Genomic DNA, 22742 nt, shown 5'->3' with positions numbered 1-22742 from the left:
TTTAGCTCGACAACCCCCCGAACAGCGTCGGCAGGTCGAGCGGGCGGAAGCCGTAGTGCTGCAGCCACCGCATGTCGGCGTCGAAGAAGGCGCGCAGGTCCGGCATGCCGTATTTCAGCATGGCGATGCGGTCGATGCCCATGCCCCAGGCGAAACCCTGGTACTCGTCGGGATCGAGGCCGCCATGGCGCAGCACGTTGGGATGCACCATGCCGCAGCCGAGGATTTCCATCCAGTCGTTGCCCTCGCCGAAGCGCACCTCGCCCGGGCGCGAGCGGTCGCACTGGATGTCGACCTCAAGCGACGGCTCGGTGAACGGGAAGAAGCTCGGGCGGAAGCGCATCTTGACCTGCGGCACCTCGAAGAAGGCCTTGCAGAATTCTTCCAGCACCCACTTCATGTTTGCGACGTTAGCCGATTTATCGATGACCAGCCCCTCGACCTGGTGGAACATCGGCGAGTGGGTGGCGTCCGAATCCTGCCGGTAGGTTTTTCCCGGAATGACGATGCGGATCGGCGGCTTTTGCGTCTCCATGGTGCGGATCTGCACGGGCGAGGTGTGGGTGCGCAGCACCTTGCGCTCGCCGGAGGCGTCCGGCGGCAGGAAGAAGGTGTCGTGCATCTCGCGCGCCGGATGGCCTTCCGGGAAATTGAGCGCGGTGAAGTTGTAATAGTCGGTCTCGATGTCCGGCCCCTCGGCGACCGAAAAACCCATGTCGGCGAAGATGGCGGTGATCTCGTCGATGACCTGGCTGATCGGATGGATGCGGCCGCGCTCGGCCGGCGAGGCGCGCACCGGCAGCGTCACGTCGACCTTTTCGGCGGCGAGCCGGGCCGTGATGGCGGCGTCCTTCAGCTCGGCGCGGCGGATGGCGAGCGCCTCGGTGACGCGGTTCTTCAGGCCGTTGATGGGCGGGCCCTTCACCTGCCGCTCCTCGGCGGTCATGCCGCCCAGCGTCTTCAGCAGGTTGGAGATGACGCCCTTCTTGCCGAACAGAAAAACCCGCTCGACCTCAAGGTCATCTTCATTCGAGATTTTCGCGATATCGTCCAAGAAGCGCGACTCAGCGTCGGCAATCCCTCCAAGCCCTTCAACGGCATCCGTTACATCGCTCATTGCTGGTCTCCGCGGTGATCACCCCCACCCCTAACCCCTCCCCACAAGGGGGAGGGGGACTTGGCGTAAGCGCTTCCGAATCCCCCTCCCCCCTGTGGGGAGGGGTTAGGGGTGGGGGTAAACTGCCGAATGCTCATTTTCGTGTCTCGAACGCAAAGAAAAACCCGCGCCGGCCCTGCCAGCGCGGGTTTCCCAAATCAGAATTTCCAAAGCTTGGGAAGCGCTGGCTAGGCTACAGCGCTCTCAAAAGCGTTCGGCGTGGTGTTCTTCAGGTATTCGAGCGCGACCTTGGCCTTGCCGACCAGCGCGGCGAAAGCCTGGGGCTCGTGGATGGCCATGTCGGACAGCACCTTGCGGTCGATCTCGATGCCGGCCTTGTTGAGGCCGTCGATGAAGCGGCCGTAGGTCAGGCCGTGCTCGCGCACCGCGGCGTTGATGCGCTGTACCCAGAGGGCGCGGAAGTTGCGCTTGCGCACCTTGCGGTCACGATAGGCGTACTGCAGCGACTTCTCGACCGCCTGCTTGGCGATGCGGATGGTGTTCTTGCGGCGGCCGTAGAAACCCTTGGCGGCTTTCAGGACCTTCTTGTGCTTGGCGTGGGAGGTGACGCCTCTCTTTACGCGTGCCATGTCATGATCTCCTTATTCGTTCCGGGCTCAGAGGCCGCCGCCGTTGGGCAGAAAGTTCTTCACGACCTTCTCGCCGTCGGCCTTGAACAGAACCATCGTGCCGCGCGCGTCGCGGATGAACTTGTTGGAACGCTTGATCATGCCATGCCGCTTGCCGGCGGCTGCCGCCTTCACCTTGCCGGTGCCGGTGATCTTGAACCGCTTCTTGGCGGCCGATTTGGTCTTCATCTTGGGCATTTTGCTTTACTCCTTTGAGGCGTCATGGCCTCTTGTTTTTCTGTTTCCGGAGCCGACCAAAGCCCGGAAAGCATAAAGAACCGCCACGGCATGCCCTGCCGGGCGGTTTTTTTGAACGGGCGGCTCATACCAGCAAGTGCCGGCCGGCGCAAGCACGCGCGAGGAATGGCTTCAGAAAAGGTGGAACAGCACGGGTATGAGGCCGAGTTCCTGGCCTTCCTCGATCAGTTCGAAACAGGGAATGGCAATCAGGAATGCCAAGCCGTCGCGCAGCGTGTGGTTGAAGACCCGCGGGCTGAACGTGACTTCGGCCTGGTCCCTGAACAGGCATGGATTGGGAAAGAAGCGCGGCACCCGCTGGAGATAGGCTTCGTAGGGCGCTCCGAACAATGCCTTCAGGTGCATCTCCTCGCGCAGCGCCACGATATGGAAAGCTGTGGCGCAGAGCACGGCCGCCGCCACGGCGACGCTGATGCTTCCGGTCTGCGAGCCGACGCCAGCCGCGGCTATCGTCGAGAAGAAATAGAGAGGATTGCGCACCACCGAATAGGGGCCGGAGGCGACGATCTCGGCGGATTTGCGCCCGCCGATATAGAGGATCGACCACAGCCGCCCGCCGATGCCGATGAGGATGAGGGCAATGCCGTGCGCTTCGATGCGCTCGTGCATGAGCTCGCTGTGAGGCGAGCCGCTGAACACGAGGAGCAGGCAGAGCAGGCCGATTGCAAGCGCCAAAATGAACCGCCGCGACGCCTGATAACGAGCCATCGCGGCGGCGGTCTTGATATCTGTTTCCATGGTTCTCGATGCCGAAGCGGTCCGAACGGGCGGCACGCTCCGCCGGCATCTTGGCTATTTCGGGGCGAGAACCATCATCATCTGGCGGCCTTCGAGTTTCGGCTCGGCTTCGACCTTGGCGATCGGCGCGACCTCCTCGCGGACCTTGTTCAAGAGCTGCATGCCGAGCTCCATATGCGCCATCTCGCGGCCGCGGAAGCGCAGCGTCAGCTTGACCTTGTCGCCTTCCTCGAAGAAGCGGCGCACCGCCCTCATCTTCACCTCGTAGTCGTGGATGTCGATGTTGGGGCGCATCTTGATCTCCTTGATCTCGATGACCTTCTGGTGCTTGCGCGCTTCCGCCGCCTTCTTCTGGTTGGCGTATTTCAGTTTGCCGAGATCGAGAATCTTGACGACGGGCGGCGTGGCGTTGGGCGAGATCTCGACGAGGTCGAGACCGGCTTCCTCGGCGCGCTGAAGCGCATCCTGGATGGAAACGTCGCCGTGGTTCTTGCCGTCTGCGTCGATCAGCTGGACGCGTGGAACGCGGATGTCCCTGTTTGCGCGGGGGCCCTCCTTGACGGGCGCTCCTGCCTTGAATGGTCTGCGAATGGCCGTGGTCTCCTCGAGCCGTTGGTAGGGTTTGCGGTCCGGGCGCCCTATGTCGGGTCGTCCGGGCGCGAGTCAATAGCACGGCGAAACAAATAAATCACCAGCGCCGGAAAGAGATGTGGCCCAAAAAACGGGCACTTTCCGCTGGTCGCCGACTGTGCAAGAAGTCCTCTTCCGCTTTTCCCCGACAGCAGCATGACCCATTCAGCGCCAGACCATCTCGACGTAGCCGGCATCCCGATCGCCTACCGCCGCCGCGCCGGCCGGCAGCCGGGCGTCGTCTGGCTGGGCGGCTACCGCTCCGACATGCTGGGCACGAAAGCCGTGGCCCTGGACGGCTGGGCGGAAAGGACCGGGCACGCCTGCCTGCGCCACGATTATTCCGGCCACGGCGAGTCGGGCGGTGCCTTCGTCGACGGCACCATCTCGGCCTGGCTGGAGCAGAGCCTCGCCGTGTTCCGGGCCCTGACCGAAGGACCGCAGATCCTGGTCGGCTCGTCCATGGGAGCCTGGGTCGCCCTGCGCCTGGTGCAGGAGCTGGCGAAGACCGGCGAAAGCGCCCGTGTCGGCGGTATGCTGCTGATCGCGCCGGCGCCGGACTTCACGGCGGACCTGGTCGAGCCCGACCTGACGGAAGCCCAGAAGCGCGACCTCGAAACCAGGGGCTTTTTCGAGACGCCGTCCGAATATTCGGGCGAGCCCAGCATCTTCACCCGCGCGCTGATCGAGGACGGCCGCGAGAACCGCGTGCTGACCGGGCCGCTCGACACGTTCTGCCCGGTGCATGTGCTGCAAGGCATGCGCGACCCCGACGTTCCCTACCGGCATGCTCTCAAGCTGGTCGGCCTGCTGCCCGCCGACGACGTGACGCTGGCGCTCGTCCCGGACGGCGACCATAGGCTGTCGCGCCCGCAGGACATCGAGACGATACTCGCGGCGGTCGAGGCGCTGGTCCGACAGGCGGCGGAGTAGGGTGCCGCCATGCGCCTGTCCATCCCGGCCTCGGCCTTCGTGGCGGCTGTCGTCGGCTTCGGCGGCACGCTGGCGCTGATCATCGCCGCGGCGGATGCCGTGGGCGCCACGCACGCGCAGACGGCCAGCATGGTGACCGCGCTCTGCCTGGCGATGGCGGTGGAGACGTTCTGGCTGTCCTGGCGCACCAGGATGCCGGTGATCTCCGCCTGGTCGACCCCGGGCGCGGCACTTGTCGGCGCAAGCTCCGGCTTCACCATCAACGATGCTGTCGGCGCGTTTGTCCTGGTCGGCGTGCTTCTCGTCGCCACCGGCCTGTTCAAGCCGCTGACCCGGCTGATTTCGAGAATTCCCGCTTCCGTCGCGTCAGGCATGCTGGCCGGCATCGTCGTCACCTTCGCCATCAATGCGGTCAAGACCATTCCCGCCGATCCGCTGCTGATCCTGCCCCTGATCGTCGGCTTCTTCATCATCCGCCTGTTCAATCCGGCGCTCTCCGTTCTGGCGGTGCTGCTGGGCGGCGGCGTGCTCGCCGTGCTGCTGGGGCGCGTCGGCGCCATGCCGGCCCTGGAAATGTCGACGCTGGTGCTGACCGTGCCGGAATTCTCCATGACCTCGGTGATCGGGCTGGCGCTGCCGCTCTATCTCGTCACCATGGCCTCGCAGAACCTGTCCGGCCTGGCGGTGCTGAAGGCGGCAGGCTACGAGCCGCCGCCCGGGCCGCTGATCGCCATCACCGGGCTGGTGTCGCTGCTGACCGCGCCGTTCAATGCGCTCACCAGCAATCTCGCCGCCATCTCGGCGGCGATCTGCACGGGGCCGGACGTGCATCCCGATCCGGCGGAGCGCTGGAAGACCGGGCCTTTCTACGCGCTCGCCTATCTGGTGTTCGCGCTGTTCGGCGCGTCGCTGGTGGCCGTGTTCGCGGTGCTGCCGCCGGCACTGATCATGCTGGTCGCCGGCCTCGGCCTGCTGGCGGCGCTCGCCAACGCTCTGGCCATCGCCTTCAAGGACGAGGCGGAGCGCATCCCTGCGACGGTCACTTTCGCCGTCACGGCGTCGGGGTTGACCCTGTTCGGCGTCGGCTCGGCCTTCTGGGGCCTGCTGGCCGGGTTGGCCGTTCTTGCCCTCGACCGCATAAAAATCCGCTAGCTTTTTCAGGTTGTTGTCCGGTTTTGGACGGACATGTCTTGAAGCGGGCAAAAACCCCTACCATCTCGATTCCAAGCAGCCGGCCCGGCTGCCGCAACCGAAGGAACGGGAGAAGATGAACACGACCGCCCTGATCCGTCCGGCCTGGACGCCCGCCACCATCGCGCTGATGGTGCTCGGCTTCGTAGTTTTCTGGCCGCTCGGACTTGCAATGCTCGCCTACATCATCTGGGGCGACCGGCTCGAAGGCTTCAAGCGCGACGTCAACCGCGCCACCGACGGCATTTTCGCCGGTTGCCGCCGCGGCGCCGACAAGACGCATCGCTGGGGCCACGGCGTAAGCCGCACCGGCAACGTCGCCTTCGACGACTGGCGCGAGAAGGAACTCGAGCGCCTCGCCGAGGAGCGCCGCAAGCTCGACGAGACGCTTGCCGAGTTCGACGACTATGTGCGCGAACTGCGCCGCGCCAAGGACCAGGACGAGTTCGACCGCTTCATGGCGAACCGCTCCCGCTCCACCCCGGCGAAGAGCGACAAGAACGACAAGCCGAAGAAGGGATCGTCGGGCCTGCTCGACGACGTCTGAGGCATCGACAGCCTTTCCGGCTGATCCTCCCGGGAGCGGCGTCGCGTCAGCGGCGCCGCTTTCGCTTCCCTCTCGATATACATTCCTGCCCTTCTTCCTAAATATATCCTCGTCCCATCCCCCCGCTCCCGAGGACCAGCCCATGACCAAAGTTCCCGCGATCGCCTTCAACGATGGAAACGCGATACCGCAGATCGGCCTCGGCGTCTGGCAGACGCCGGACGAGGTCGCAGACTCGGCGGTCGCCGCCGCACTCCAGGCCGGCTATCGCCATGTCGACACGGCGGCGATCTACGGCAACGAGCGCGGGGTAGCCCGCGGCATCGCCCAGTCGGGCGTGGCGCGCAAGGACGTGTTCGTCACCACCAAGCTGTGGAACAACGATCAGGGTTTCGACAGCGCCCTGCGCGCCTTCGACAAGAGCCTGGAAAGGCTCGGCACGGACTATATCGATCTCTATCTGATCCACTGGCCGGCGCCGCACCGCCACGCCTATATCGACAGCTGGAAGGCGCTGGTGCGGCTGAAGGAAGAAGGCCGCGCGCGTTCGATCGGCGTGTCGAATTTCCAGCCGGAGCATCTGCAGCGCATCGTCGACGACACGGGCGTCGCGCCGGCGCTCAACCAGATCGAGCTGCATCCGCGCTTCCAGCAGAAGGACGTGCGCGCCGCCAACGAGAAGCTCGGCGTTGCCACCCAGTCTTGGAGCCCGCTGGGCAGCGGCCGCCTGCTCGGCGATGCGGCGATCGGCAGGATCGCGGCGAAGCATCATCGCTCGCCGGCGCAGGTCATCATCCGCTGGCATCTGCAGCAGGGCCTGATCGTCATCCCGAAATCGGTGACGCCCGCCCGCATCGTCGAGAATTTCGAGGTCTTCGACTTCACGCTCGACGACGAGGACATGGCGGCCTTCGCGGCGCTCGACAGCAAGGACGGCCGGACCGGGCCGGACCCGATGACCGCGACGTTCTGAGGCCAACGGTCCAAAAACCCCGACCTTGGGGGTGCTCCATTGATCAAAACCGGCGGTATGGGACGGATTCCCGGAGCGGTCTCAAGACTGGATTTCAGGCGCAAAAAACCGGAAGAATCACGTATCGTCCGCGCATGCCGTTCGGTTTCCTGAAGCCAAAGCCTGTCCGTCCCGTCGCGCCCGCGGAGTTGCGGGTGCATGACGTCGCGGGGCGGCAGCTGCCGCTGCGCATCGTCGAGAACGACAGGGCGCGGCGGCTGACGCTCAGGATCGACGCCGGCGGGCAGGGGCTGCGCATCACCATCCCACCGGGGCTGGCGCGCGGCGAGGTGGAGCGCTTCCTTGTCCGCCACCAGGGCTGGCTTGAGCAGAAGCTGGCGAAAGTGCCGGAGAAACCGCAGGTGCGGCCCGGCATCAAAATCCCGCTGCGCGGCGTGCCGCACATGATCGTGCACGAGCCGGCGGCGCGCGGCACGGTCGTTGTCCGCCAGGGTTTCGACGGGCCGGAGCTCGCCGTTTTCGGCGACCGCCGCCATTTGCCGCGCCGGGTGGCGGATTTCCTGAAGCGCGAGGCCAAGCGCGAGATCGAGCCGCTGGTGGTCCGACACACGGCCGCGGTCGGGCGCAAGGCGAAGGCGGTGCGCTTCAAGGACACGTCGAGCCGCTGGGGCTCGTGCACGGCGGACGGCAATCTCTCCTTCTCCTGGCGCATCATGATGGCGCCGAGACCGGTGATCGACTACCTCGTCGCCCATGAGGTGGCGCATCTCAGGGAGATGAACCACGGCCCGAAATTCTGGAAGCTGTGCGGGGAGCTTTGTCCGGACACCGAGCGCTGCAAGGCCTGGCTGAAGAAGAACGGCAGCGCGCTGCAGGCGATCGGGTTTGAGTGATCTGCCGTGAATCTCAGCGAAAGAGCGCAACACCTGAAATTGCAACGTCCGCAGTTGATTGCCGAACTTACGCTCTATCCAGCCGAACAGAGCGGGCGCACGCTCCCGATTCCCCCCGGATATGGTTGCCCGTGTTCCTCGGATCGTAGCACTAGGGAGACGTGGGACGGCTCGCCTCTCCTCGGCGATGAACCGATGGTGCTTGGCGAGACAAGAACCGTGGGATTCGTCTTTCTGTCGGGCGCAGAGGCGGTGAAAGCACTCGCGGCCAAGCAAACATTCTTTCTATGGGAAGGAAGGTTTATCGGTGAGGCGCGGATTCTCGAGGTCGTTGATGGTTCTCAGTAACGAGTCTCGACTCCGACATGTTTTCATGCCAAGCCCCGGCCATGTCCCTCGACATAAAAATCTGCGGCCTGAAGACGCCGGAGACGCTTGCCGCCGCGCTTGACGGCGGGGCGAGCCATGTCGGCTTCATCTTCTTCGCCAAGAGCCCGCGCTACGTCGAGCCGGACCTTGCCGGCCGCCTGCGCGAGGCGGCGCGGGGCCGCGCAAAAGCCGTAGCGGTGGTGGTCGACGCCGACGATGCCTTCCTCGACCGTATCGTTTCCGAAACGAAGCCGGACATGCTTCAGCTTCACGGCGGGGAGACGGCGGAGCGCGTCGCCGGGGTCAAGGCGCGCTATCGCCTGCCGGTGATGAAGGCGGTTTCCGTCAGCGAGGCGGCCGATCTGGAAAAGATCGCGCCGTATCGCGGCATCGCCGACCGCTTTCTGTTCGACGCCAAGCCGCCGAAGGGTTCGGAACTGCCCGGCGGCAACGGTGTCTCCTTCGACTGGCGGCTGCTGCGAGAACTCGACCCGAAGCTCGACTACCTGCTTTCCGGCGGGCTGAACGCCGAAAACGTCGGCGAGGCGCTGGCGCTAGCCGATCCCCCCGGCATCGACATTTCGTCGGGTGTCGAGAGTGCGCCGGGCGTGAAGGATGTCGGGCTGATCGACGGCTTCTTCCGGGCGGTCGGCGCGGCAAGGGCTGGCCGGGCGGCATGAAAGGTCGCCGGCGGCGGTTTACTTTTTTCGCCGGACAGGTTTAAGCGGAAAGCGCTGGGGACAGTTTACTTTCTTTCCGCCCGCGCCAGTTCTCGACTGCCGGGGCCTTTCTGCGGAAAAAAGTAAACTGTCCCCGGGGAAAATCCCAGGAAACGCCATGAACAAGCCGATCGAACCGAACTCCTTCAAGACCGGCCCTGACGAGCAGGGCATGTTCGGCATCTTCGGCGGCCGGTTCGTCGCCGAGACGCTGATGCCGCTGATCCTCGAGTTGCAGCGCCACTGGGACGAGGCCAAGACCGATCCGGCCTTCCGGGCGGAGCTTTCGGACCTCTCCACCTTCTATGCGGGGCGGCCGTCGAAGCTCTATTACGCCGAGGGCCTGACCAGGCACCTCGGCGGCGCGAAAATCTACCTGAAGCGCGAGGACCTGAACCACACCGGCTCGCACAAGATCAACAACTGCCTCGGCCAGATTCTCCTGGCCAAGCGCATGGGCAAGACGCGCATCATCGCCGAAACCGGCGCCGGCCAGCACGGCGTCGCCTCGGCCACCGTGTCGGCGCGCTTCGGCTTCCCCTGCGTCGTCTACATGGGCTCGACCGACGTCGAGCGGCAGGCGCCCAACGTCTTCCGCATGAAGCTGCTCGGCGCCGAGGTGCGCCCCGTCAGCGCCGGCCACGGCACGCTCAAGGACGCCATGAACGAGGCGCTGCGCGACTGGGTCACCAATGTGCACGACACCTATTACCTGATCGGCACGGCCGCCGGTCCGCATCCCTATCCCGAACTGGTGCGCGACTTCCAGTCGGTGATCGGCACCGAGGCGCGCCAGCAGATTCTTGAGCAGGAGGGTCGGCTGCCCGACCTCATCGTGGCGGCGGTGGGCGGCGGCTCCAACGCCATCGGCATCTTCCATCCCTTCCTCGACGACCGCGGCGTGAAGATCGTCGGCGTCGAGGCGGGCGGTCGCGGCCTCGACGGCGTCGAGCACTGCGCCTCGATGAACGCCGGCAGACCCGGCGTGCTGCACGGCAACCGCACCTACCTCTTGCAGAACGAGGACGGCCAGATCCTCGACGGCCACTCGATCTCGGCGGGACTGGACTATCCCGGCGTCGGCCCGGAGCATAGCTGGCTGCGCGACAGCGGCCGCGTCGACTATGTGCCGATCCTCGACGACGAGGCGCTGGAAGCCTTCCAGCTCACGACGCGGGTGGAAGGTATCATCCCCGCGCTGGAATCGGCGCACGCCATCGCCCATGTGATCAAGGTCGCGCCGAAGATGGGCAAGGACCAGGTGATCATCGCCAACCTCTCCGGCCGCGGCGACAAGGACGTGCATACGGTGGCGAAGATGATGGGCATGGAGATCTGACAGGCGGCGTGTTTGGAGCCGGAGTAGGCGCGTGCTATTCTCGGTTTGAATGAACGGGACGACGGACATGGGTGAAGTGCCACTGTCACTGCACGTCGATGCTGACGTCAGAGAGAAGCTGGAGGCCGAAGCGAACCTGCAACAGACCTCCGCCGAAGATGTCGCTGAGCTTGCGATCAAGCGCTATCTCGAAATCCGCGAGCATGAGCGGGAGATTTTGCGGGAGCGGATAGCGGAAGCGGACAAGGGGGTTTTCATCTCGGGCGAGGCGATGCACCGCTGGATCGAAAGCTGGGGAACCGAAAACGAGCTTCCCCCACCGGAACCTGATGTTTTTCTGCCACCTCGGCGCACATGAAATTCATCTATCTGGCATCGACGAAACCGGACCTGGCCTGGTATCGGCTCTACTATGGGAGCATTTTTCCGGCCGGCGCCAAACACGCCTCAGCTCAATATCTCCGGGCGATCGCCAACCTGGTAGACAATCCTCGTATCGGACAGCCCATGACAGACGATGGTTTGCGCCGATACGTCATCCCGCGTATTCCGTTCTCGATCGTCTATCGCGTCACGGAAGATCACATCGAAATTGTCCACATATGGGATCAGCGTTCCGATCCCGCGAAGCTCGGACTGCAGGAAGAGGCAGCAGCATATACATGACCACCCGCATCGATCGCCGTTTCGCAAAACTCCGGGCCGAGGGCCGGCCGGCTCTCGTCACCTACTTCATGGGCGGCGACCCGAATTACGAGACCTCGCTGTCGATCATGAAGGCCCTGCCGAGGGCGGGCAGCGACGTCATCGAGCTCGGCATGCCGTTCTCCGATCCGATGGCCGACGGTCCGGCGATCCAGGCCGCCGGCCTGCGCGCGCTGAAGGCTGGCCAGACGCTGAAGAAGACGCTGGCCATGGCGGCCGCCTTCCGCGAGGGCGACGACGACACGCCGATCGTGCTGATGGGCTACTACAATCCGATCTACATCTACGGCGTCGAGCGCTTCCTGGCCGACGCCAAGGCGTCGGGCATCGACGGGCTGATCGTGGTCGACCTGCCGCCCGAGATGGATGCCGAGCTGTGCATCCCGGCGCTGAAGGCGGGCGTCAACTTCATCCGCCTCGCCACCCCGACCACCGACGACCGGCGCCTGCCCAAGGTGCTCGAAAACACCTCGGGCTTCGTCTATTATGTGTCGATGACCGGCATCACCGGATCGGCGCTCGCCGACACCGCGGCCGTCGCGGAAGCGGTCACGCGCATCAAGGGCCATACGGACCTGCCGGTCTGCGTCGGCTTCGGCGTCAAGACCGCCGAGCAGGCCAAGGTGATCGGCGCCTCCGCCGACGGCGTCGTGGTCGGAACCGCGATTGTCAATGCCGTCGCCAATGTGATCGGGCCGAAGGGCGAGACCACGGCCGATCCGGCCGAGGCGGTCGCCACGCTGGTCAGCGGCTTGGCGCAGGGCGTTCGCGCCGCCCGGCTTGCGCCGGCGCTCTGACAAGCCCATCTCCACGTTCGAAGGAACGCAGCCATGAACTGGATCACCAATTTCGTCCGCCCGCGCATCAACTCCATGCTGGGGCGCCGCGACATGCCGGAAAACCTCTGGATCAAGGATCCGGAGAGCGGCGAGATGGTCTTCCACAAGGACCTGGAAAGCAACCAGTGGGTCATCCCGTCGTCCGGCCACCACATGAAGATCGCGGCGCGCGAGCGGCTGAAATTCTTCTTCGACGACGGCAGGTTCGACGCGGTCGACAATCCCAAGGTGCCGACCGACCCGCTGAAGTTCCGTGACGAGAAGCGTTATGTCGACCGGCTCAAGGAGGCACGGACCAAGACCAGCCTGGAAGATGCCGTGCTCAACGGGGTGGGCACGATCGAGGGGCTGCCGATCGTCGCCACCGTGCAGGATTTCGCCTTCATGGGCGGCTCGCTCGGCATGGCCGCCGGCGAGGCGATCATCCGCGGCTTCGACACGGCACGCGAGAAGCGACGGCCGCTGGTGCTGTTCGCCGCCTCGGGCGGCGCGCGCATGCAGGAAGGCATCCTGTCGCTGATGCAGTTGCCGCGCACCACCGTGGCGGTCGACCGCTTCAAGGAAGCCGGCCTGCCCTACATCGTCGTGCTGACCAATCCCACCACCGGCGGCGTCACCGCCTCCTATGCCATGCTGGGCGACATCCACATCGCCGAGCCGGGCGCGCTGATCGGCTTCGCCGGGCCGCGCGTCATCGAGCAGACCATCCGCGAAAAACTGCCGGAAGGTTTCCAGCGCGCCGAATACCTGATGGAGCACGGCATGGTCGACATGGTCGTCTCGCGCCTGCAGATGAAGGCGACCGTGGCGAGGCTGCTGAAGATCCTCATGAAGACGCCGGCGGAGCCTGTCGACGCGATCACGTCGGATCGGCCTGCTCCCGCGACCGACGGCGGCGAGGCACGGGCGGCGGCGTGAGGCGCCTGCCCCGCCTGACCGTATTTTCGCCTCGATCCGCGAAAATGTCGGCCGGCGAGGCTTTTCCGGAGCCCTGGTGTAGATGAGCGCCCACAGCACCCAAAGCCTCGCCGAGCGCGAGATCGACCGTCTGCTGGCGCTGCATCCCAAGGGCTTCGATCTGTCGCTGGACCGCATAACGCGGCTGCTCGACAGGCTCGGCAACCCGCATCTCAGGCTGCCCCCGGTCATCCATATCGCCGGCACCAACGGCAAGGGCTCGGCAGCGGCTTTCTCCCGCGCTCTGCTGGAGGCGGAAGATCTCGGCGTCCACGTGCACACCTCGCCGCATCTGGTGAACTGGCACGAGCGCTATCGGCTGGCGGCACCCGGCGGCGGCCGGCTGGTGGCGGACGATGTGCTCGCCGACGCGGTCGCCCGCACGGCGGCGGCCAATCGCGGCGAGACGATCACCGTCTTCGAGATACTGACGGCCGTGACCTTCCTGCTGTTTTCCGAGCATCCGGCCGACGCCGTGGTGCTGGAGGTCGGTCTCGGCGGCCGCTTCGACGCCACCAACGTCATCCCCGACCCGGCGGTCAGCCTGATCATGCCGGTGTCGCTTGACCACGAGGCCTATCTCGGCGATCGCGTGGAGCTGATCGCCGCCGAGAAGGCCGGCATCATCAAGGCGGGCCGGCCGGTGGTGGTCGGCCAGCAGGAAAGCCCGACCGCGCTGGAGGTGATTGTCGGCGTCGCCGACCGGCTGGGCAGCCCCGTGTCGGCATACGGCCAGGACTTCATGGCTTTCGAGGAGAACGGCCGCCTCGTCTACCAGGACGAGGAGGGCCTGATGGATCTGCCGCTGCCGCGCCTGCCGGGCCGGCACCAGTTCGCCAACGCCGCCGCCGCACTTGCGGCGGTCAAGGCGGCGGGCTTCGACATCGGCCACGACGCGGCGGAGCAGGCGATGACCTCGGTCGCCTGGCCCGGACGCATGCAGAGGCTGACCCACGGCAGGCTGGTGGATCTCGCGCCGGCGGGCGCCGAGATCTGGCTCGACGGCGGCCACAATCCCGGCGCCGGCATCGTCGTCGCCGAGGCGCTGACCGAGCAGGAGGAGCGCCAGCCGCGGCCGCTGTTCCTGATCTCCGGCATGATCAACACAAAGGACCAGAGCGGCTATTTCCGCGCCTTCAAGGGCATTGCCCGGCATGTCTTCGCCGTGCCCGTGAGCGCCAGCGACGCCGGCGTTCCGAATGAGGAACTGGCGGCGCGCGCCGGCGAGGCCGGGCTGTCGGCTGAGCCGGTCAATTCGGTCGCCAATGCCCTGATGCTGCTGCGCGACACCTGGGACCAGCGCGAGCCGCCGCCGCGCATCCTGATCGGCGGCTCGCTCTATCTGGCCGGAGCGGTGCTGGCCGAGAACGGCACGCCGCCGACCTGAGCAAGGTGCCGCTGAACCGCGCCGCCGGCGGTCCGGCTATTTCGGCAAGACCTCGACATTGTCGATCAGCCGCGTCTGGCCGAGCCAGGCCGCCACCAGCAGCCGGGCTGGACGGTCGGCCGCCTGCAGCGGCTTGAGGTCTTCCGCCGACCTGAGTTCGAGATACTCGACCTCGCGAAAGCCGGCGCCGAGGATCGTTTCGCGGGTTCCGGCGAGCGTTGGTTCCGCAGGCTCGCCTGCGGCCAGCCGCCCGGCCGCCCCGAACAGCGCGGCCGCCAGCCCCGGCGCCGCCTGGCGCTCGGCCGGCGACAGCCGGACGTTGCGCGACGACAGCGCCAGCCCGTCCGTCTCGCGCACCGTCGGGCGGCCGACGACGGCGATCGGGATGTCGAGATCGCGCGCCATGCGGCGCACCACGTGAAGCTGCTGGAAATCCTTCTCGCCGAAGAAGGCGAGGTCGGCGCCGGTCTGCAGGAACAGCTTTGCCACCACTGTCGCCACGCCGTCGAAATGGCCCGGCCGAAACGCACCGCACAGGCCCTCGCTGACCCCGGCGACCGAGACCGTGGTTGAGAAGCCGTCGGGATACATTTCGGTGCCGTCGGGCACGTAGAGCAGATGCGTGCCGAGCGGCGCGAGCTTTTCGGCGTCGGCATCCTCGGTGCGCGGATAGGCGGCGAGGTCGGCGGCGCTGTTGAACTGTTTTGGATTGACGAATAGGGTGACGATCACCCGATCCGCCTGGTCGAGCGCGGCGCGCACCAGGCTGAGATGGCCTTCGTGCAGCGCTCCCATGGTGGGGACCACGGCTATCCGCGCGCCTGCGCGCCGCCATTCCTTGACGGTCTCGCGCAGCGCGGCAACTGTCCTGACGATCGGCACGCTCATCTGCTGCCTCCGCTGGCGCGGGGTTTCGGTTGGTCGCCGAACAGATGCTCCGCGGCGGGGAAGCGCCGGTCCCGCACGTCGCCGGCGTAGGCGGCGATCGCCGCATCGGCAGCGTCGCCGAGTTCGGCATAACGCTTGACGAATTTCGGGCGGAAGGACGTGAACATGCCGAGCATGTCGTCGACCACAAGGACCTGGCCGTCGCAGGCCGCCGAGGCGCCGATGCCGATTGTCGGGATGGCGATCTTCCGCGTGATCTCCGCAGCCAGCGCGTCGGGCACCTTCTCCAGCACCACCGAGAAGGCGCCGGCCTCGGCCGTGGCGGCGGCGTCGCGCAGGATGCGCTCCGCATCGGCGCCGCGGCCCTGCACCTTGTAGCCGCCAAAGGCGTTCACCGCCTGCGGGGTGAGGCCGACATGCGCCATCACCGGGATGCCGCGCGCGACCAGAAACCGGATCGTCGCCGCCATGCTCTCGCCGCCTTCGAGCTTCACCGCGGCGCAGCCGGTTTCGGCGACCAGCCGGGCGGCGTTGCGGAAGGCCTGCTCCGGGCTCTCCTCATAGGAGCCGAACGGCATGTCGACCACCATCAGCGCCCGCTCCATGCCGCGGCGCACCGCCTTGCCGTGCATGATCATCATGTCGAGCGTGACGCCGAGTGTGGAGGGCAGGCCGTGCAGCACCATGCCGACGCTGTCGCCGACCAGGACGACGTCGCAATGGCGGTCCATCATCCGCGCCATCGGCGTGGTATAGGCGGTGAGGCAGACCAGCGGCGTCCCCCCTTTGCGGGCAAGGATGTCGGGCGGGGTGAGGGCCCGTATTTCCCCTGTCGCGCTCATGGCGCCTCCTTCCCTGACGTTATCGGTCTTTTGCCGGCAGGCTTTGCCATAGTTTTGTGCAATTGCGAAGAGTTTTTGTGCGGTAGCGAATAGTTTGGGCTTGGCTGACGGAAGAGGCGACCTGCGGCCTTGCGGAGCCGCCGAAATCGGGAGGGGCTTGGCCCCGGAGAGAAAAAAGTTTCTGTGAACGCACCCAAACAGTGCGGAAAATTCGGAACGAAAGCCAAGATTGGGGATTTTGCTACGCCGATAATGTCTACCTCGCAGGTAGAATATGCTCGTTTCTCGAAAACGGAGGCGGTCATGATCCTCAATCGCAGGTCCCTGTTCCTGTCGGCGCTCATCGCCGGCTCTGTCCAGTTCGGCGCGCTCGGCTTCGCCTTTGCCGATACGACGCTGCTCAATGTTTCTTACGATCCGACGCGTGAGCTCTATCGCGAGTACAACGCCGCCTTCGCCGCCCATTGGCAGAAGGAGACCGGCGAGACGGTCACCATCCAGACCTCGCATGGCGGTTCCGGCAAGCAGGCCCGCGCGGTGATCGACGGCCTCGATGCCGACGTGGTGACGCTGGCGCTGGAAAGCGACATCAACGCCATCGTCCAGAACGGCGGCAAGATCAACAAGGACTGGCGTACGAAATTCGAGCACAATTCCTCGCCCTACACCTCGACCATCGTCTTCCTGGTGCGCAAGGGCAATCCCAAGGGCATCCAGGACTGGGGCGACCTGGTGAAGGATGGCGTCGAGGTGATCACGCCCAATCCGAAGACCTCCGGCGGCGCCCGCTGGAACTATCTCGCCGCCTGGGCCTGGGCCAACAAGGAATATGGCGGTGACGAGGCCAAGGTGAAGGAATACATCGGCGAGCTGTTCCGCCACGTACCGGTGCTCGACACCGGCGCGCGCGGCTCGACCACCACCTTCGCGCAGCGCCAGCTCGGCGACGTGCTGCTTGCCTGGGAGAACGAGGCCTTCCTGGTCGGCAAGGAGTTCGGCGAGGACCAGTTCGACGTCGTCGTGCCGCCGCAATCGATTCTGGCCGAGCCGCCGGTGGCGGTGGTCGACGCCAATGTCGACGCCAAGGGCTCGCGCAAGGTGGCGGAAGCCTATCTGCAGTATCTCTATTCGGAAGAAGGCCAGCAGCTTGCTGCCAAGCACTTCTATCGCCCGTCGAAGCCGGAACTGGTGCCGGCGGCGGAGCTGGAGCGCTTCCCGAAGATCAACCTGGTCACCATCGACGATCCGCAGTTCGGCGGCTGGGCCAAGGCGCAGCCCTATCACTTCGGTGACGGCGGCGTCTTCGATCAGATCTACAAGCCGGCGTCGTCGAACTGATGTCGATAGCCGCTGCGACCCCTGCGAGGTTGCAGTTCCGCAAGCCGAGCGTCATCCCGGGTTTCGGGCTGACGCTCGGCTTCACGGTACTGTACCTCACCCTGATCGTCCTCATCCCGCTCGCCGGCGTGGTGTGGCGCACCACCGAGCTCGGCTGGGCCGATTTCTGGGCGATCGCCACCGACGACCGCACGGTGAGCGCGCTGAAGGTCTCGTTCGGGACGGCGCTGCTCGCGGCAGCCGTCAACGTCGTCTTCGGCGTGCTCGTCGCCTGGGTGCTGGTGCGCTACCGATTCCCGGGCCGGCGCATCCTCGACGCCGCCGTCGACCTGCCCTTCGCGCTGCCGACGGCGGTCGCCGGCATCGCGCTTGCCGCCATCTACGCGCCCAACGGCTGGGTCGGCCAGTTCCTGGCGCCGCTCGGCATCAAGGTGGCGTTCACACCGCTGGGCATCGTCGTGGCGCTGATCTTCATCGGCCTGCCCTTCGTGGTGCGCACCGTGCAACCGGTCATGGAGGAGATCGACAAGGAGGTCGAGGAAGTCGCCGCCACGCTGGGCGCCAACCGCTTGCAGACGGTCGCCCGGGTGATCCTGCCAGGACTGGCGCCGGCGGTGCTCACCGGCTTCGCGCTGGCCTTCGCCCGCGCCGTTGGCGAATACGGCTCGGTCATCTTCATCGCCGGCAACATCCCCTACGTCTCGGAGATCGCGCCGCTGCTGATCGTCATCCGGCTGGAGGAATTCCACTATGCCGGCGCGACGGCGATCGCGGCGATCATGCTGGTGATCTCCTTCGCCATGCTGTTCGTCATCAACCTCATCCAGGCCTGGAGCAGGCGGAGGTATGGCTATGTCGGTTGAGGCATTGAGCCGGCCTTTGCCGGACGGCGCCGCTGCTGGTACCCTCGCGCCGGTGAGCAAGGCGGCATTCAAGCGCGCGACGACCGAGACCACCGCCACCAAGGCGGTGCTGATCGGCATCGCGCTGCTGTTCCTTGCGCTGGTGCTGGTCCTGCCGCTGGTGGCGGTGTTCGTCGAGGCGTTCCGCAAGGGCGCCGGCGAGTTCCTGTTCGCGCTGAACGAGCCGGATACGCTGGCCGCGATCCGGCTGACGCTGCTGGTCGCCGCCATCGCCGTGCCCTGCAATCTGATCTTCGGCGTGGCCGCCGCCTGGGCGATCGCCAAATTCGAATTCAAGGGCAAGGCGTTCCTGACGACGCTTATCGACCTGCCCTTCTCGGTTTCGCCGGTCATCTCGGGCCTGGTCTATGTGCTGCTTTTCGGCGCCGGCAGCGTGCTCGGGCCGTGGTTGAAAAGCCATGGCATCGAGATCCTGTTCGCGGTGCCCGGCATCGTGCTCGCCACCATCTTCGTCACCTTCCCGTTCGTGGCGCGCGAGCTGATCCCGCTGATGCAGGACCAGGGCACCGGCGACGAGGAGGCGGCGATTTCGCTCGGCGCCTCCGGCTGGCAGGCCTTCTGGTATGTGACGCTGCCCAACATCAAATGGGGGCTGCTCTACGGCGTGCTGCTGTGCAACGCCCGCGCAATGGGCGAGTTCGGCGCCGTGTCGGTGGTGTCCGGCCACATCCGCGGCCTCACCAACACCATGCCGCTGCATGTCGAAATCCTCTATAATGAGTACAATTTCGTCGCCGCCTTCGCCGTCTCGACGCTGCTGGCGGCCCTCGCGCTGGTGACGCTGGTGCTGAAATCCGTCCTCGAATTCCGGTACGGCGACGAGATCGCCGCGACCGCCAAGCATTGAGCCAGGACCGACCATGGACGTTTCCATCCGCAATGTGCGCAAGGAGTTCGACCGGTTTCCGGCGCTCCGCGACGTGTCGCTCGACATCCGCTCGGGCGAGCTGATCGCCCTGCTCGGGCCCTCCGGCTCGGGCAAGACCACGCTGCTCAGGCTGATCGCCGGGCTGGAGCGGCCGACCGAGGGTGCCGTCTTCTTCGGCGACGAGGACGCCTCGCACAGATCCGTGCAGGAGCGCAATGTCGGCTTCGTCTTCCAGCACTACGCCCTGTTCCGCTATATGACGGTCGCCGACAATATCGGCTTCGGGTTGAAGGTCCGGCCGGGCGCGACGCGGCCGCCCTCGGCCGAGATCCGCCGCCGAGCCTCCGAGCTGCTCGACCTGGTGCAGCTTTCCGGGCTGGAGAAACGCTACCCCAACCAGCTTTCCGGCGGCCAGCGCCAGCGCGTTGCGCTGGCCCGCGCGCTTGCCATCGAGCCGAAGGTTCTCTTGCTCGACGAGCCGTTCGGCGCGCTCGACGCGCAGGTCAGGCGCGAGCTGCGGCGGTGGCTGCGCGAGATCCACGACACCACCGGCCACACCACCGTCTTCGTCACCCACGACCAGGAGGAGGCGCTGGAGCTCGCCGACCGCGTCGTGGTGATGAGCCAGGGCCGCATCGAGCAGGTCGGCACCGCCGACGAGGTCTATGACACGCCCAACTCGCCTTTCGTCTACGGCTTCATCGGCGAGTCGAGCTCGCTGCCGGTCAGGGTCGAAGGCGGCCAGCTCTGGCTGCAGGACCGCACGCTGGGCCTGACGGCCGAGAGCGTGCCGGACGGCGAGGCGACGCTCTATTTCCGGCCGCACGACGTCGAGCTCATCACGGACGGCTGCGGCGGCTGCATCGCGGGTACGGTGGCGGCGAGCCGCCGCGTCGCCGGCACCCGCCGCGTCGAGCTGGAGATCGGCGGCGATCGCCACCGCGTCGAGATCGAGCTGCCGATCGAGCATCCGGCCGCCCAGAAGAACCGCGTCGCCTTCCGCCCGCGCCGCTGGCGCGTGTTTTCCGAGAGCGGCGCTGTCGGCGGTCCGGTGGCCAGCAATGGCCGGTCGCATCACGAGGAATTGGCGCGGACCGGGACGTGAGTCCTTCCCCCTCGAGGAGAGGGTGCCGAGCGAAGCGAGGCGGGTGGGGCAACCTAAACTGCCTCGGCGCGGAAAGAACGTAGAGCACTGCCGCGGCGGGCCCCATCCGGCCGCTTCGCGGCCAGGGGGAGGGAATGCCGCGCTGGCGTCGCCTTCCGATCTGGGCTAGAAGCCGGCATCGGATTCCTCCAGCCCGCACCTGATGCCGCTTCTCCCCCGCCTCGTTTTTGCGCTCGTCGTCGCCGCCCTGTGCTCGGGCTGCGCCGGCAGAACCGCGTCCATCCGGCCGCTTTCGGCACCCGCTCCGCAAAGCGACGTCCCGTCCGAGGAGAAGCCGGAGCCGCTGCCGCCCGGGGTGAAGCCGCTGACGGTCGAGCAGGAAGAGATGATGTCGCAATGAGCCTCTATCTCGGCATCGACACCGGCGGCACCTATACCGACGCGGTGCTGTGGTCGGAGGCGACGGGTGTCGCAGCCAAGGCCAAGGCGCTGACGACCCGCCACGACCTCGCCGTCGGCATCGCCGGCGCGGTGGATGCCGTGATCGAGAAGGCGCGGGTCGATCCGAAGGCGGTCAAGCTGGTCTCCATGTCGACGACGCTCGCCACCAACGCGCTGGTCGAGGGGCAGGGCGGCCGCGTCGCGCTGGTGATGATCGGCTTCGGCCCCGCCGACCTTGCCCGCGACGGCCTCGACAAGGCGCTGGGCGGCGATCCGGTGGTGTTCTGCGAGGGCGGCCACGACGTCCACGGCAATGCCCGTCCGCTCGATCTCGCGCCGCTGGAAGCGGAGTTGCCGGCGCTTTCCAATTCGGTGTCCGGCTTCGCCGTCTGCGCCTATTTCGCGACGCGTAACCCGGCCCACGAGATTCTTGCCCGCGACCTGATCCGCGAGCGGACCGGCCTGCCGGTGACGGCAAGCCACGAGCTGTCGGCAAAACTCGGCGGGCCGCGCCGGGCGCTGACGACGCTGCTCAACGCCCGGCTGATCTCGATGATCGACCGGCTGGTCGCCGCGACCGAAGGCTTTCTGGAGGCGCGCGGCATCGCTGCGCCGCTGATGGTGGTGCGCGGCGACGGCGCGCTCGTGTCGGCGGCCTTTGCCCGCCAGCGGCCGATCGAGACCATCCTGTCGGGACCGGCGGCGAGCCTGGTCGGCGCCCGCCACATGACCGGGCTGGACGACGCTGTTGTCTCCGACATCGGCGGCACCACCACCGACGTCGCCGTGCTCGACCAGGGCCGGCCGCGGCTCGATCCCGAGGGCGCCACCGTCGGCGGTTTCCGCACCATGGTGGAGGCGGTGGCGATGCGCACATTCGGCCTCGGCGGCGATTCCGAGGTGCGGCTGGAAGAGGGCGCGCTGATCCCGAAAATCCTACTGGGCCCGCGCCGGCTGGTGCCGCTCGCGCTGGCCGGGCAGGCGCATGGCGAGACGGTCCGCCAGCACCTGGAGCGGCAGCTGCGCGCGCCCAATCCCGGCCGCATGGACGGCCGCTTTGCCATGCGCACCGGCGTTCCAGACCGGCTGGCCGCCGGTTTGACCGGGCCGGAGCAGAAGCTTTTCGACGCCATCGGCCCGGTGCCGCTGCCGCTCGACACGCTGCTCTCCTCCACCGCCCAGTCGGCGACGCTCAACCGGCTGGTGGCGCGCGGGCTCGTCCATGTCTGCGGTTTCACCCCGTCGGACGCCGCCCACACGCTTGGCCGCCAGGCCAACTGGGACGCCGTCACCGCCCGGCTCGGGGCGGAGCTGTTCGCACGCCGCCGCGACGGCCGCGGCCAGGCGATCGCCGACACGCCCGAGGCGCTGTCGGAACGCGTGCTGGCGACGGTGACGCGCCTGTCCGCCGAGGTGATCCTGGAGACGGCCTTCGCCGAGGACGGGCTCGACGGCGCTGCCACGGTGGCGCATGCGCTGGTGCAGCGCGCGGTCGACGGCAGGGAGGGCATCGCCCGCTTCACCCTGGCGCTCGACCGGCCGGTGATCGGGCTCGGCGCCTCGGCGCCGCTGCATTATGCCGGATTGCCGGCGCTGGTCGGCAACCGCTGCGTGGTACCCGACGACACCGACGTCGCCAATGCGCTCGGTGCCGTGGTCGGCCAGGTGCGGGTTTCGGTCGAGGCCCTGGTCAGCCAGCCCAAGCAGGGGCTTTTCCGGCTGTCGGCCGGCGATTTCCTGCGTGACTTCATCGACGAGAGCGAGGCCGTCGCGGCGGCCGAGGCGCGGGTGCGCGACCTTGCCGCCGAGCGGGCGCTGGTCGCCGGTGCCGAGGTCGCCGAGGTGGCCGTCGAGCAGGACGTGCGCACCTCCACAGTCGAGGGCCAGCGCATGTTCATCGAGGCGCGCATCGTCGCCGTGGCGACCGGCCGGCCGCGCATCGCGGCGTAGGCGGTTCCGAAGCGCCGCGCTGCCGCCCGGCAGGGTCGGGCTCGACCTTGGTCGCAGGGGCACCGATCGTACGCCGTTTCACCATTGACGCACGGGCCGCGCATGTGTTGAACGGGCCCAGCCA

The 22742-nt window shown here is 66.8% G+C and carries 26 protein-coding genes; 19 read left to right on the top strand and 7 right to left on the bottom strand.

All coding sequences use genetic code 11. The features are described 5' to 3' along the window. Position 1: 1 nt before the first annotated feature. The 5 genes from pheS to infC form a co-directional block, all read right to left on the bottom strand. Positions 2-1117 carry a phenylalanine--tRNA ligase subunit alpha gene (gene pheS / locus AC5JDC_RS16270; protein ID WP_495842714.1) on the bottom strand — a complete coding sequence of 372 codons (1116 nt, stop codon included), beginning with the start codon at positions 1115-1117 and terminating at the stop codon, positions 2-4. A 227-nt stretch (positions 1118-1344) separates the two neighbouring features. Then, positions 1345-1746: a 50S ribosomal protein L20 gene (gene rplT / locus AC5JDC_RS16265; RefSeq protein ID WP_106773344.1), complete on the bottom strand. Its 402-nt coding sequence runs from the start codon at positions 1744-1746 to the stop codon at positions 1345-1347. Positions 1747-1773: 27 nt separating this feature from the next. Continuing rightward, positions 1774-1983 (bottom strand): 50S ribosomal protein L35, encoded by a 210-nt coding sequence (gene rpmI / locus AC5JDC_RS16260; RefSeq protein ID WP_106773342.1) that lies wholly within the window; start codon positions 1981-1983, stop codon positions 1774-1776. A 171-nt stretch (positions 1984-2154) separates the two neighbouring features. Then, positions 2155-2781, bottom strand: a complete 627-nt coding sequence (locus tag AC5JDC_RS16255) for a methyltransferase family protein (RefSeq protein WP_495842711.1) — start codon at positions 2779-2781, stop codon at positions 2155-2157. 54 nt (positions 2782-2835) lie between these two features. Then, positions 2836-3372: a translation initiation factor IF-3 gene (gene infC, locus AC5JDC_RS16250; RefSeq protein WP_106773339.1), complete on the bottom strand. Its 537-nt coding sequence runs from the start codon at positions 3370-3372 to the stop codon at positions 2836-2838. Positions 3373-3567: 195 nt separating this feature from the next. Here infC and AC5JDC_RS16245 point away from each other — a divergent pair, with 195 nt between their 5' ends. The 13 genes from AC5JDC_RS16245 (at position 3568) to AC5JDC_RS16185 (ending at position 14263) form a co-directional block, all read left to right on the top strand. Further along, the gene (locus AC5JDC_RS16245; RefSeq protein ID WP_495842709.1) at positions 3568-4344 is read left to right on the top strand and encodes an alpha/beta hydrolase; all 777 of its coding nucleotides are present in this window, start codon (positions 3568-3570) and stop codon (positions 4342-4344) included. A 9-nt stretch (positions 4345-4353) separates the two neighbouring features. Next, positions 4354-5496, top strand: coding sequence for a benzoate/H(+) symporter BenE family transporter (locus AC5JDC_RS16240; protein WP_495842707.1), 1143 nt, complete (start codon positions 4354-4356; stop codon positions 5494-5496). Positions 5497-5611: 115 nt separating this feature from the next. Next, complete coding sequence (locus AC5JDC_RS16235; RefSeq protein WP_495842705.1) at positions 5612-6082, top strand: DUF2852 domain-containing protein; 471 nt, start codon at positions 5612-5614, stop codon at positions 6080-6082. Positions 6083-6224: 142 nt separating this feature from the next. Continuing rightward, complete coding sequence (locus AC5JDC_RS16230) at positions 6225-7055, top strand: aldo/keto reductase (protein ID WP_495842703.1); 831 nt, start codon at positions 6225-6227, stop codon at positions 7053-7055. Between the two features lie 134 nt (positions 7056-7189). Further along, on the top strand, positions 7190-7948 hold the full coding sequence (locus AC5JDC_RS16225; RefSeq protein WP_495842701.1) for a M48 family metallopeptidase: 759 nt from the start codon (positions 7190-7192) through the stop codon (positions 7946-7948). Between the two features lie 6 nt (positions 7949-7954). Further along, positions 7955-8296: a hypothetical protein gene (locus AC5JDC_RS16220; RefSeq protein ID WP_495842699.1), complete on the top strand. Its 342-nt coding sequence runs from the start codon at positions 7955-7957 to the stop codon at positions 8294-8296. A gap of 41 nt (positions 8297-8337) precedes the next feature. Then, positions 8338-8997, top strand: a complete 660-nt coding sequence (locus AC5JDC_RS16215) for a phosphoribosylanthranilate isomerase (RefSeq protein WP_495842697.1) — start codon at positions 8338-8340, stop codon at positions 8995-8997. Positions 8998-9154: 157 nt separating this feature from the next. Beyond that, a complete protein-coding gene (gene trpB / locus AC5JDC_RS16210; protein ID WP_495842695.1) occupies positions 9155-10375 on the top strand; it encodes a tryptophan synthase subunit beta in 1221 nt (406 codons plus the stop codon). 67 nt (positions 10376-10442) lie between these two features. Further along, the gene (locus tag AC5JDC_RS16205; protein ID WP_133170107.1) at positions 10443-10733 is read left to right on the top strand and encodes a hypothetical protein; all 291 of its coding nucleotides are present in this window, start codon (positions 10443-10445) and stop codon (positions 10731-10733) included. Beyond that, positions 10730-11041: a type II toxin-antitoxin system RelE/ParE family toxin gene (locus tag AC5JDC_RS16200; RefSeq protein WP_495842693.1), complete on the top strand. Its 312-nt coding sequence runs from the start codon at positions 10730-10732 to the stop codon at positions 11039-11041. The genes AC5JDC_RS16205 and AC5JDC_RS16200 overlap by 4 nt, the downstream gene beginning before the upstream one ends. Further along, positions 11038-11877, top strand: a complete 840-nt coding sequence (trpA, locus tag AC5JDC_RS16195; protein WP_495842691.1) for a tryptophan synthase subunit alpha — start codon at positions 11038-11040, stop codon at positions 11875-11877. The genes AC5JDC_RS16200 and trpA overlap by 4 nt, the downstream gene beginning before the upstream one ends. A 33-nt stretch (positions 11878-11910) precedes the next feature. Further along, positions 11911-12837: an acetyl-CoA carboxylase, carboxyltransferase subunit beta gene (accD, locus tag AC5JDC_RS16190; protein ID WP_495842689.1), complete on the top strand. Its 927-nt coding sequence runs from the start codon at positions 11911-11913 to the stop codon at positions 12835-12837. Between the two features lie 82 nt (positions 12838-12919). After that, a complete protein-coding gene (locus tag AC5JDC_RS16185) occupies positions 12920-14263 on the top strand; it encodes a bifunctional folylpolyglutamate synthase/dihydrofolate synthase (RefSeq protein ID WP_495842687.1) in 1344 nt (447 codons plus the stop codon). Between the two features lie 36 nt (positions 14264-14299). On the opposite strand, the gene panC is transcribed toward AC5JDC_RS16185, so the two are convergent. Both panC and panB read right to left on the bottom strand, forming a co-directional pair. Beyond that, positions 14300-15151 carry a pantoate--beta-alanine ligase gene (gene panC / locus AC5JDC_RS16180; RefSeq protein ID WP_495842685.1) on the bottom strand — a complete coding sequence of 284 codons (852 nt, stop codon included), beginning with the start codon at positions 15149-15151 and terminating at the stop codon, positions 14300-14302. Then, entirely contained in the window at positions 15148-15993 is an 846-nt protein-coding gene (gene panB, locus AC5JDC_RS16175) for a 3-methyl-2-oxobutanoate hydroxymethyltransferase (protein WP_495842684.1), read from the bottom strand. Before panB ends, panC begins: the two co-directional genes overlap by 4 nt. A 303-nt stretch (positions 15994-16296) precedes the next feature. On the opposite strand from panB, the gene AC5JDC_RS16170 reads away from it, so the two are divergent. The 6 genes from AC5JDC_RS16170 (at position 16297) to AC5JDC_RS16145 (ending at position 22618) form a co-directional block, all read left to right on the top strand. Further along, positions 16297-17331, top strand: a complete 1035-nt coding sequence (locus AC5JDC_RS16170; RefSeq protein ID WP_106773316.1) for a sulfate ABC transporter substrate-binding protein — start codon at positions 16297-16299, stop codon at positions 17329-17331. After that, complete coding sequence (cysT, locus tag AC5JDC_RS16165; RefSeq protein ID WP_106773315.1) at positions 17331-18194, top strand: sulfate ABC transporter permease subunit CysT; 864 nt, start codon at positions 17331-17333, stop codon at positions 18192-18194. Before AC5JDC_RS16170 ends, cysT begins: the two co-directional genes overlap by 1 nt. Further along, on the top strand, positions 18184-19101 hold the full coding sequence (gene cysW / locus AC5JDC_RS16160) for a sulfate ABC transporter permease subunit CysW (protein ID WP_495842732.1): 918 nt from the start codon (positions 18184-18186) through the stop codon (positions 19099-19101). Before cysT ends, cysW begins: the two co-directional genes overlap by 11 nt. A 13-nt stretch (positions 19102-19114) precedes the next feature. Next, positions 19115-20227, top strand: a complete 1113-nt coding sequence (locus AC5JDC_RS16155; protein WP_495842681.1) for a sulfate/molybdate ABC transporter ATP-binding protein — start codon at positions 19115-19117, stop codon at positions 20225-20227. Positions 20228-20429: 202 nt separating this feature from the next. Continuing rightward, positions 20430-20627 carry a hypothetical protein gene (locus AC5JDC_RS16150; protein WP_495842679.1) on the top strand — a complete coding sequence of 66 codons (198 nt, stop codon included), beginning with the start codon at positions 20430-20432 and terminating at the stop codon, positions 20625-20627. Beyond that, positions 20624-22618, top strand: coding sequence for a hydantoinase/oxoprolinase N-terminal domain-containing protein (locus tag AC5JDC_RS16145; protein WP_495842677.1), 1995 nt, complete (start codon positions 20624-20626; stop codon positions 22616-22618). Before AC5JDC_RS16150 ends, AC5JDC_RS16145 begins: the two co-directional genes overlap by 4 nt. Positions 22619-22742: the final 124 nt, after the last annotated feature.

The organism is Kumtagia sp., from assembly GCF_059502445.1.
This window is presented reverse-complemented; position numbering and strand designations above follow the sequence as displayed.

Excerpts from the sequence above, each read along its gene's own strand:
- AC5JDC_RS16170 (WP_106773316.1), top strand. The coding sequence starts at position 16,297 with ATGATCCTCAATCGCAGGTCCCTGTTCCTGTCGGCGCTCATCGCCGGC.
- AC5JDC_RS16200 (WP_495842693.1), top strand. The coding sequence starts at position 10,730 with ATGAAATTCATCTATCTGGCATCGACGAAACCGGACCTGGCCTGGTAT.
- panB (WP_495842684.1), bottom strand. The coding sequence starts at position 15,993 with ATGAGCGCGACAGGGGAAATACGGGCCCTCACCCCGCCCGACATCCTT.
- cysT (WP_106773315.1), top strand. The coding sequence starts at position 17,331 with ATGTCGATAGCCGCTGCGACCCCTGCGAGGTTGCAGTTCCGCAAGCCG.
- trpA (WP_495842691.1), top strand. The coding sequence starts at position 11,038 with ATGACCACCCGCATCGATCGCCGTTTCGCAAAACTCCGGGCCGAGGGC.
- rpmI (WP_106773342.1), bottom strand. The coding sequence starts at position 1,983 with ATGCCCAAGATGAAGACCAAATCGGCCGCCAAGAAGCGGTTCAAGATC.
- AC5JDC_RS16150 (WP_495842679.1), top strand. The coding sequence starts at position 20,430 with ATGCCGCTTCTCCCCCGCCTCGTTTTTGCGCTCGTCGTCGCCGCCCTG.
- AC5JDC_RS16255 (WP_495842711.1), bottom strand. The coding sequence starts at position 2,781 with ATGGAAACAGATATCAAGACCGCCGCCGCGATGGCTCGTTATCAGGCG.
- accD (WP_495842689.1), top strand. The coding sequence starts at position 11,911 with ATGAACTGGATCACCAATTTCGTCCGCCCGCGCATCAACTCCATGCTG.
- AC5JDC_RS16245 (WP_495842709.1), top strand. The coding sequence starts at position 3,568 with ATGACCCATTCAGCGCCAGACCATCTCGACGTAGCCGGCATCCCGATC.
- pheS (WP_495842714.1), bottom strand. The coding sequence starts at position 1,117 with ATGAGCGATGTAACGGATGCCGTTGAAGGGCTTGGAGGGATTGCCGAC.
- rplT (WP_106773344.1), bottom strand. The coding sequence starts at position 1,746 with ATGGCACGCGTAAAGAGAGGCGTCACCTCCCACGCCAAGCACAAGAAG.
- AC5JDC_RS16235 (WP_495842705.1), top strand. The coding sequence starts at position 5,612 with ATGAACACGACCGCCCTGATCCGTCCGGCCTGGACGCCCGCCACCATC.
- AC5JDC_RS16185 (WP_495842687.1), top strand. The coding sequence starts at position 12,920 with ATGAGCGCCCACAGCACCCAAAGCCTCGCCGAGCGCGAGATCGACCGT.
- AC5JDC_RS16155 (WP_495842681.1), top strand. The coding sequence starts at position 19,115 with ATGGACGTTTCCATCCGCAATGTGCGCAAGGAGTTCGACCGGTTTCCG.
- panC (WP_495842685.1), bottom strand. The coding sequence starts at position 15,151 with ATGAGCGTGCCGATCGTCAGGACAGTTGCCGCGCTGCGCGAGACCGTC.
- trpB (WP_495842695.1), top strand. The coding sequence starts at position 9,155 with ATGAACAAGCCGATCGAACCGAACTCCTTCAAGACCGGCCCTGACGAG.
- AC5JDC_RS16225 (WP_495842701.1), top strand. The coding sequence starts at position 7,190 with ATGCCGTTCGGTTTCCTGAAGCCAAAGCCTGTCCGTCCCGTCGCGCCC.
- AC5JDC_RS16240 (WP_495842707.1), top strand. The coding sequence starts at position 4,354 with ATGCGCCTGTCCATCCCGGCCTCGGCCTTCGTGGCGGCTGTCGTCGGC.
- AC5JDC_RS16230 (WP_495842703.1), top strand. The coding sequence starts at position 6,225 with ATGACCAAAGTTCCCGCGATCGCCTTCAACGATGGAAACGCGATACCG.
- cysW (WP_495842732.1), top strand. The coding sequence starts at position 18,184 with ATGTCGGTTGAGGCATTGAGCCGGCCTTTGCCGGACGGCGCCGCTGCT.
- AC5JDC_RS16215 (WP_495842697.1), top strand. The coding sequence starts at position 8,338 with ATGTCCCTCGACATAAAAATCTGCGGCCTGAAGACGCCGGAGACGCTT.
- AC5JDC_RS16205 (WP_133170107.1), top strand. The coding sequence starts at position 10,443 with ATGGGTGAAGTGCCACTGTCACTGCACGTCGATGCTGACGTCAGAGAG.
- AC5JDC_RS16145 (WP_495842677.1), top strand. The coding sequence starts at position 20,624 with ATGAGCCTCTATCTCGGCATCGACACCGGCGGCACCTATACCGACGCG.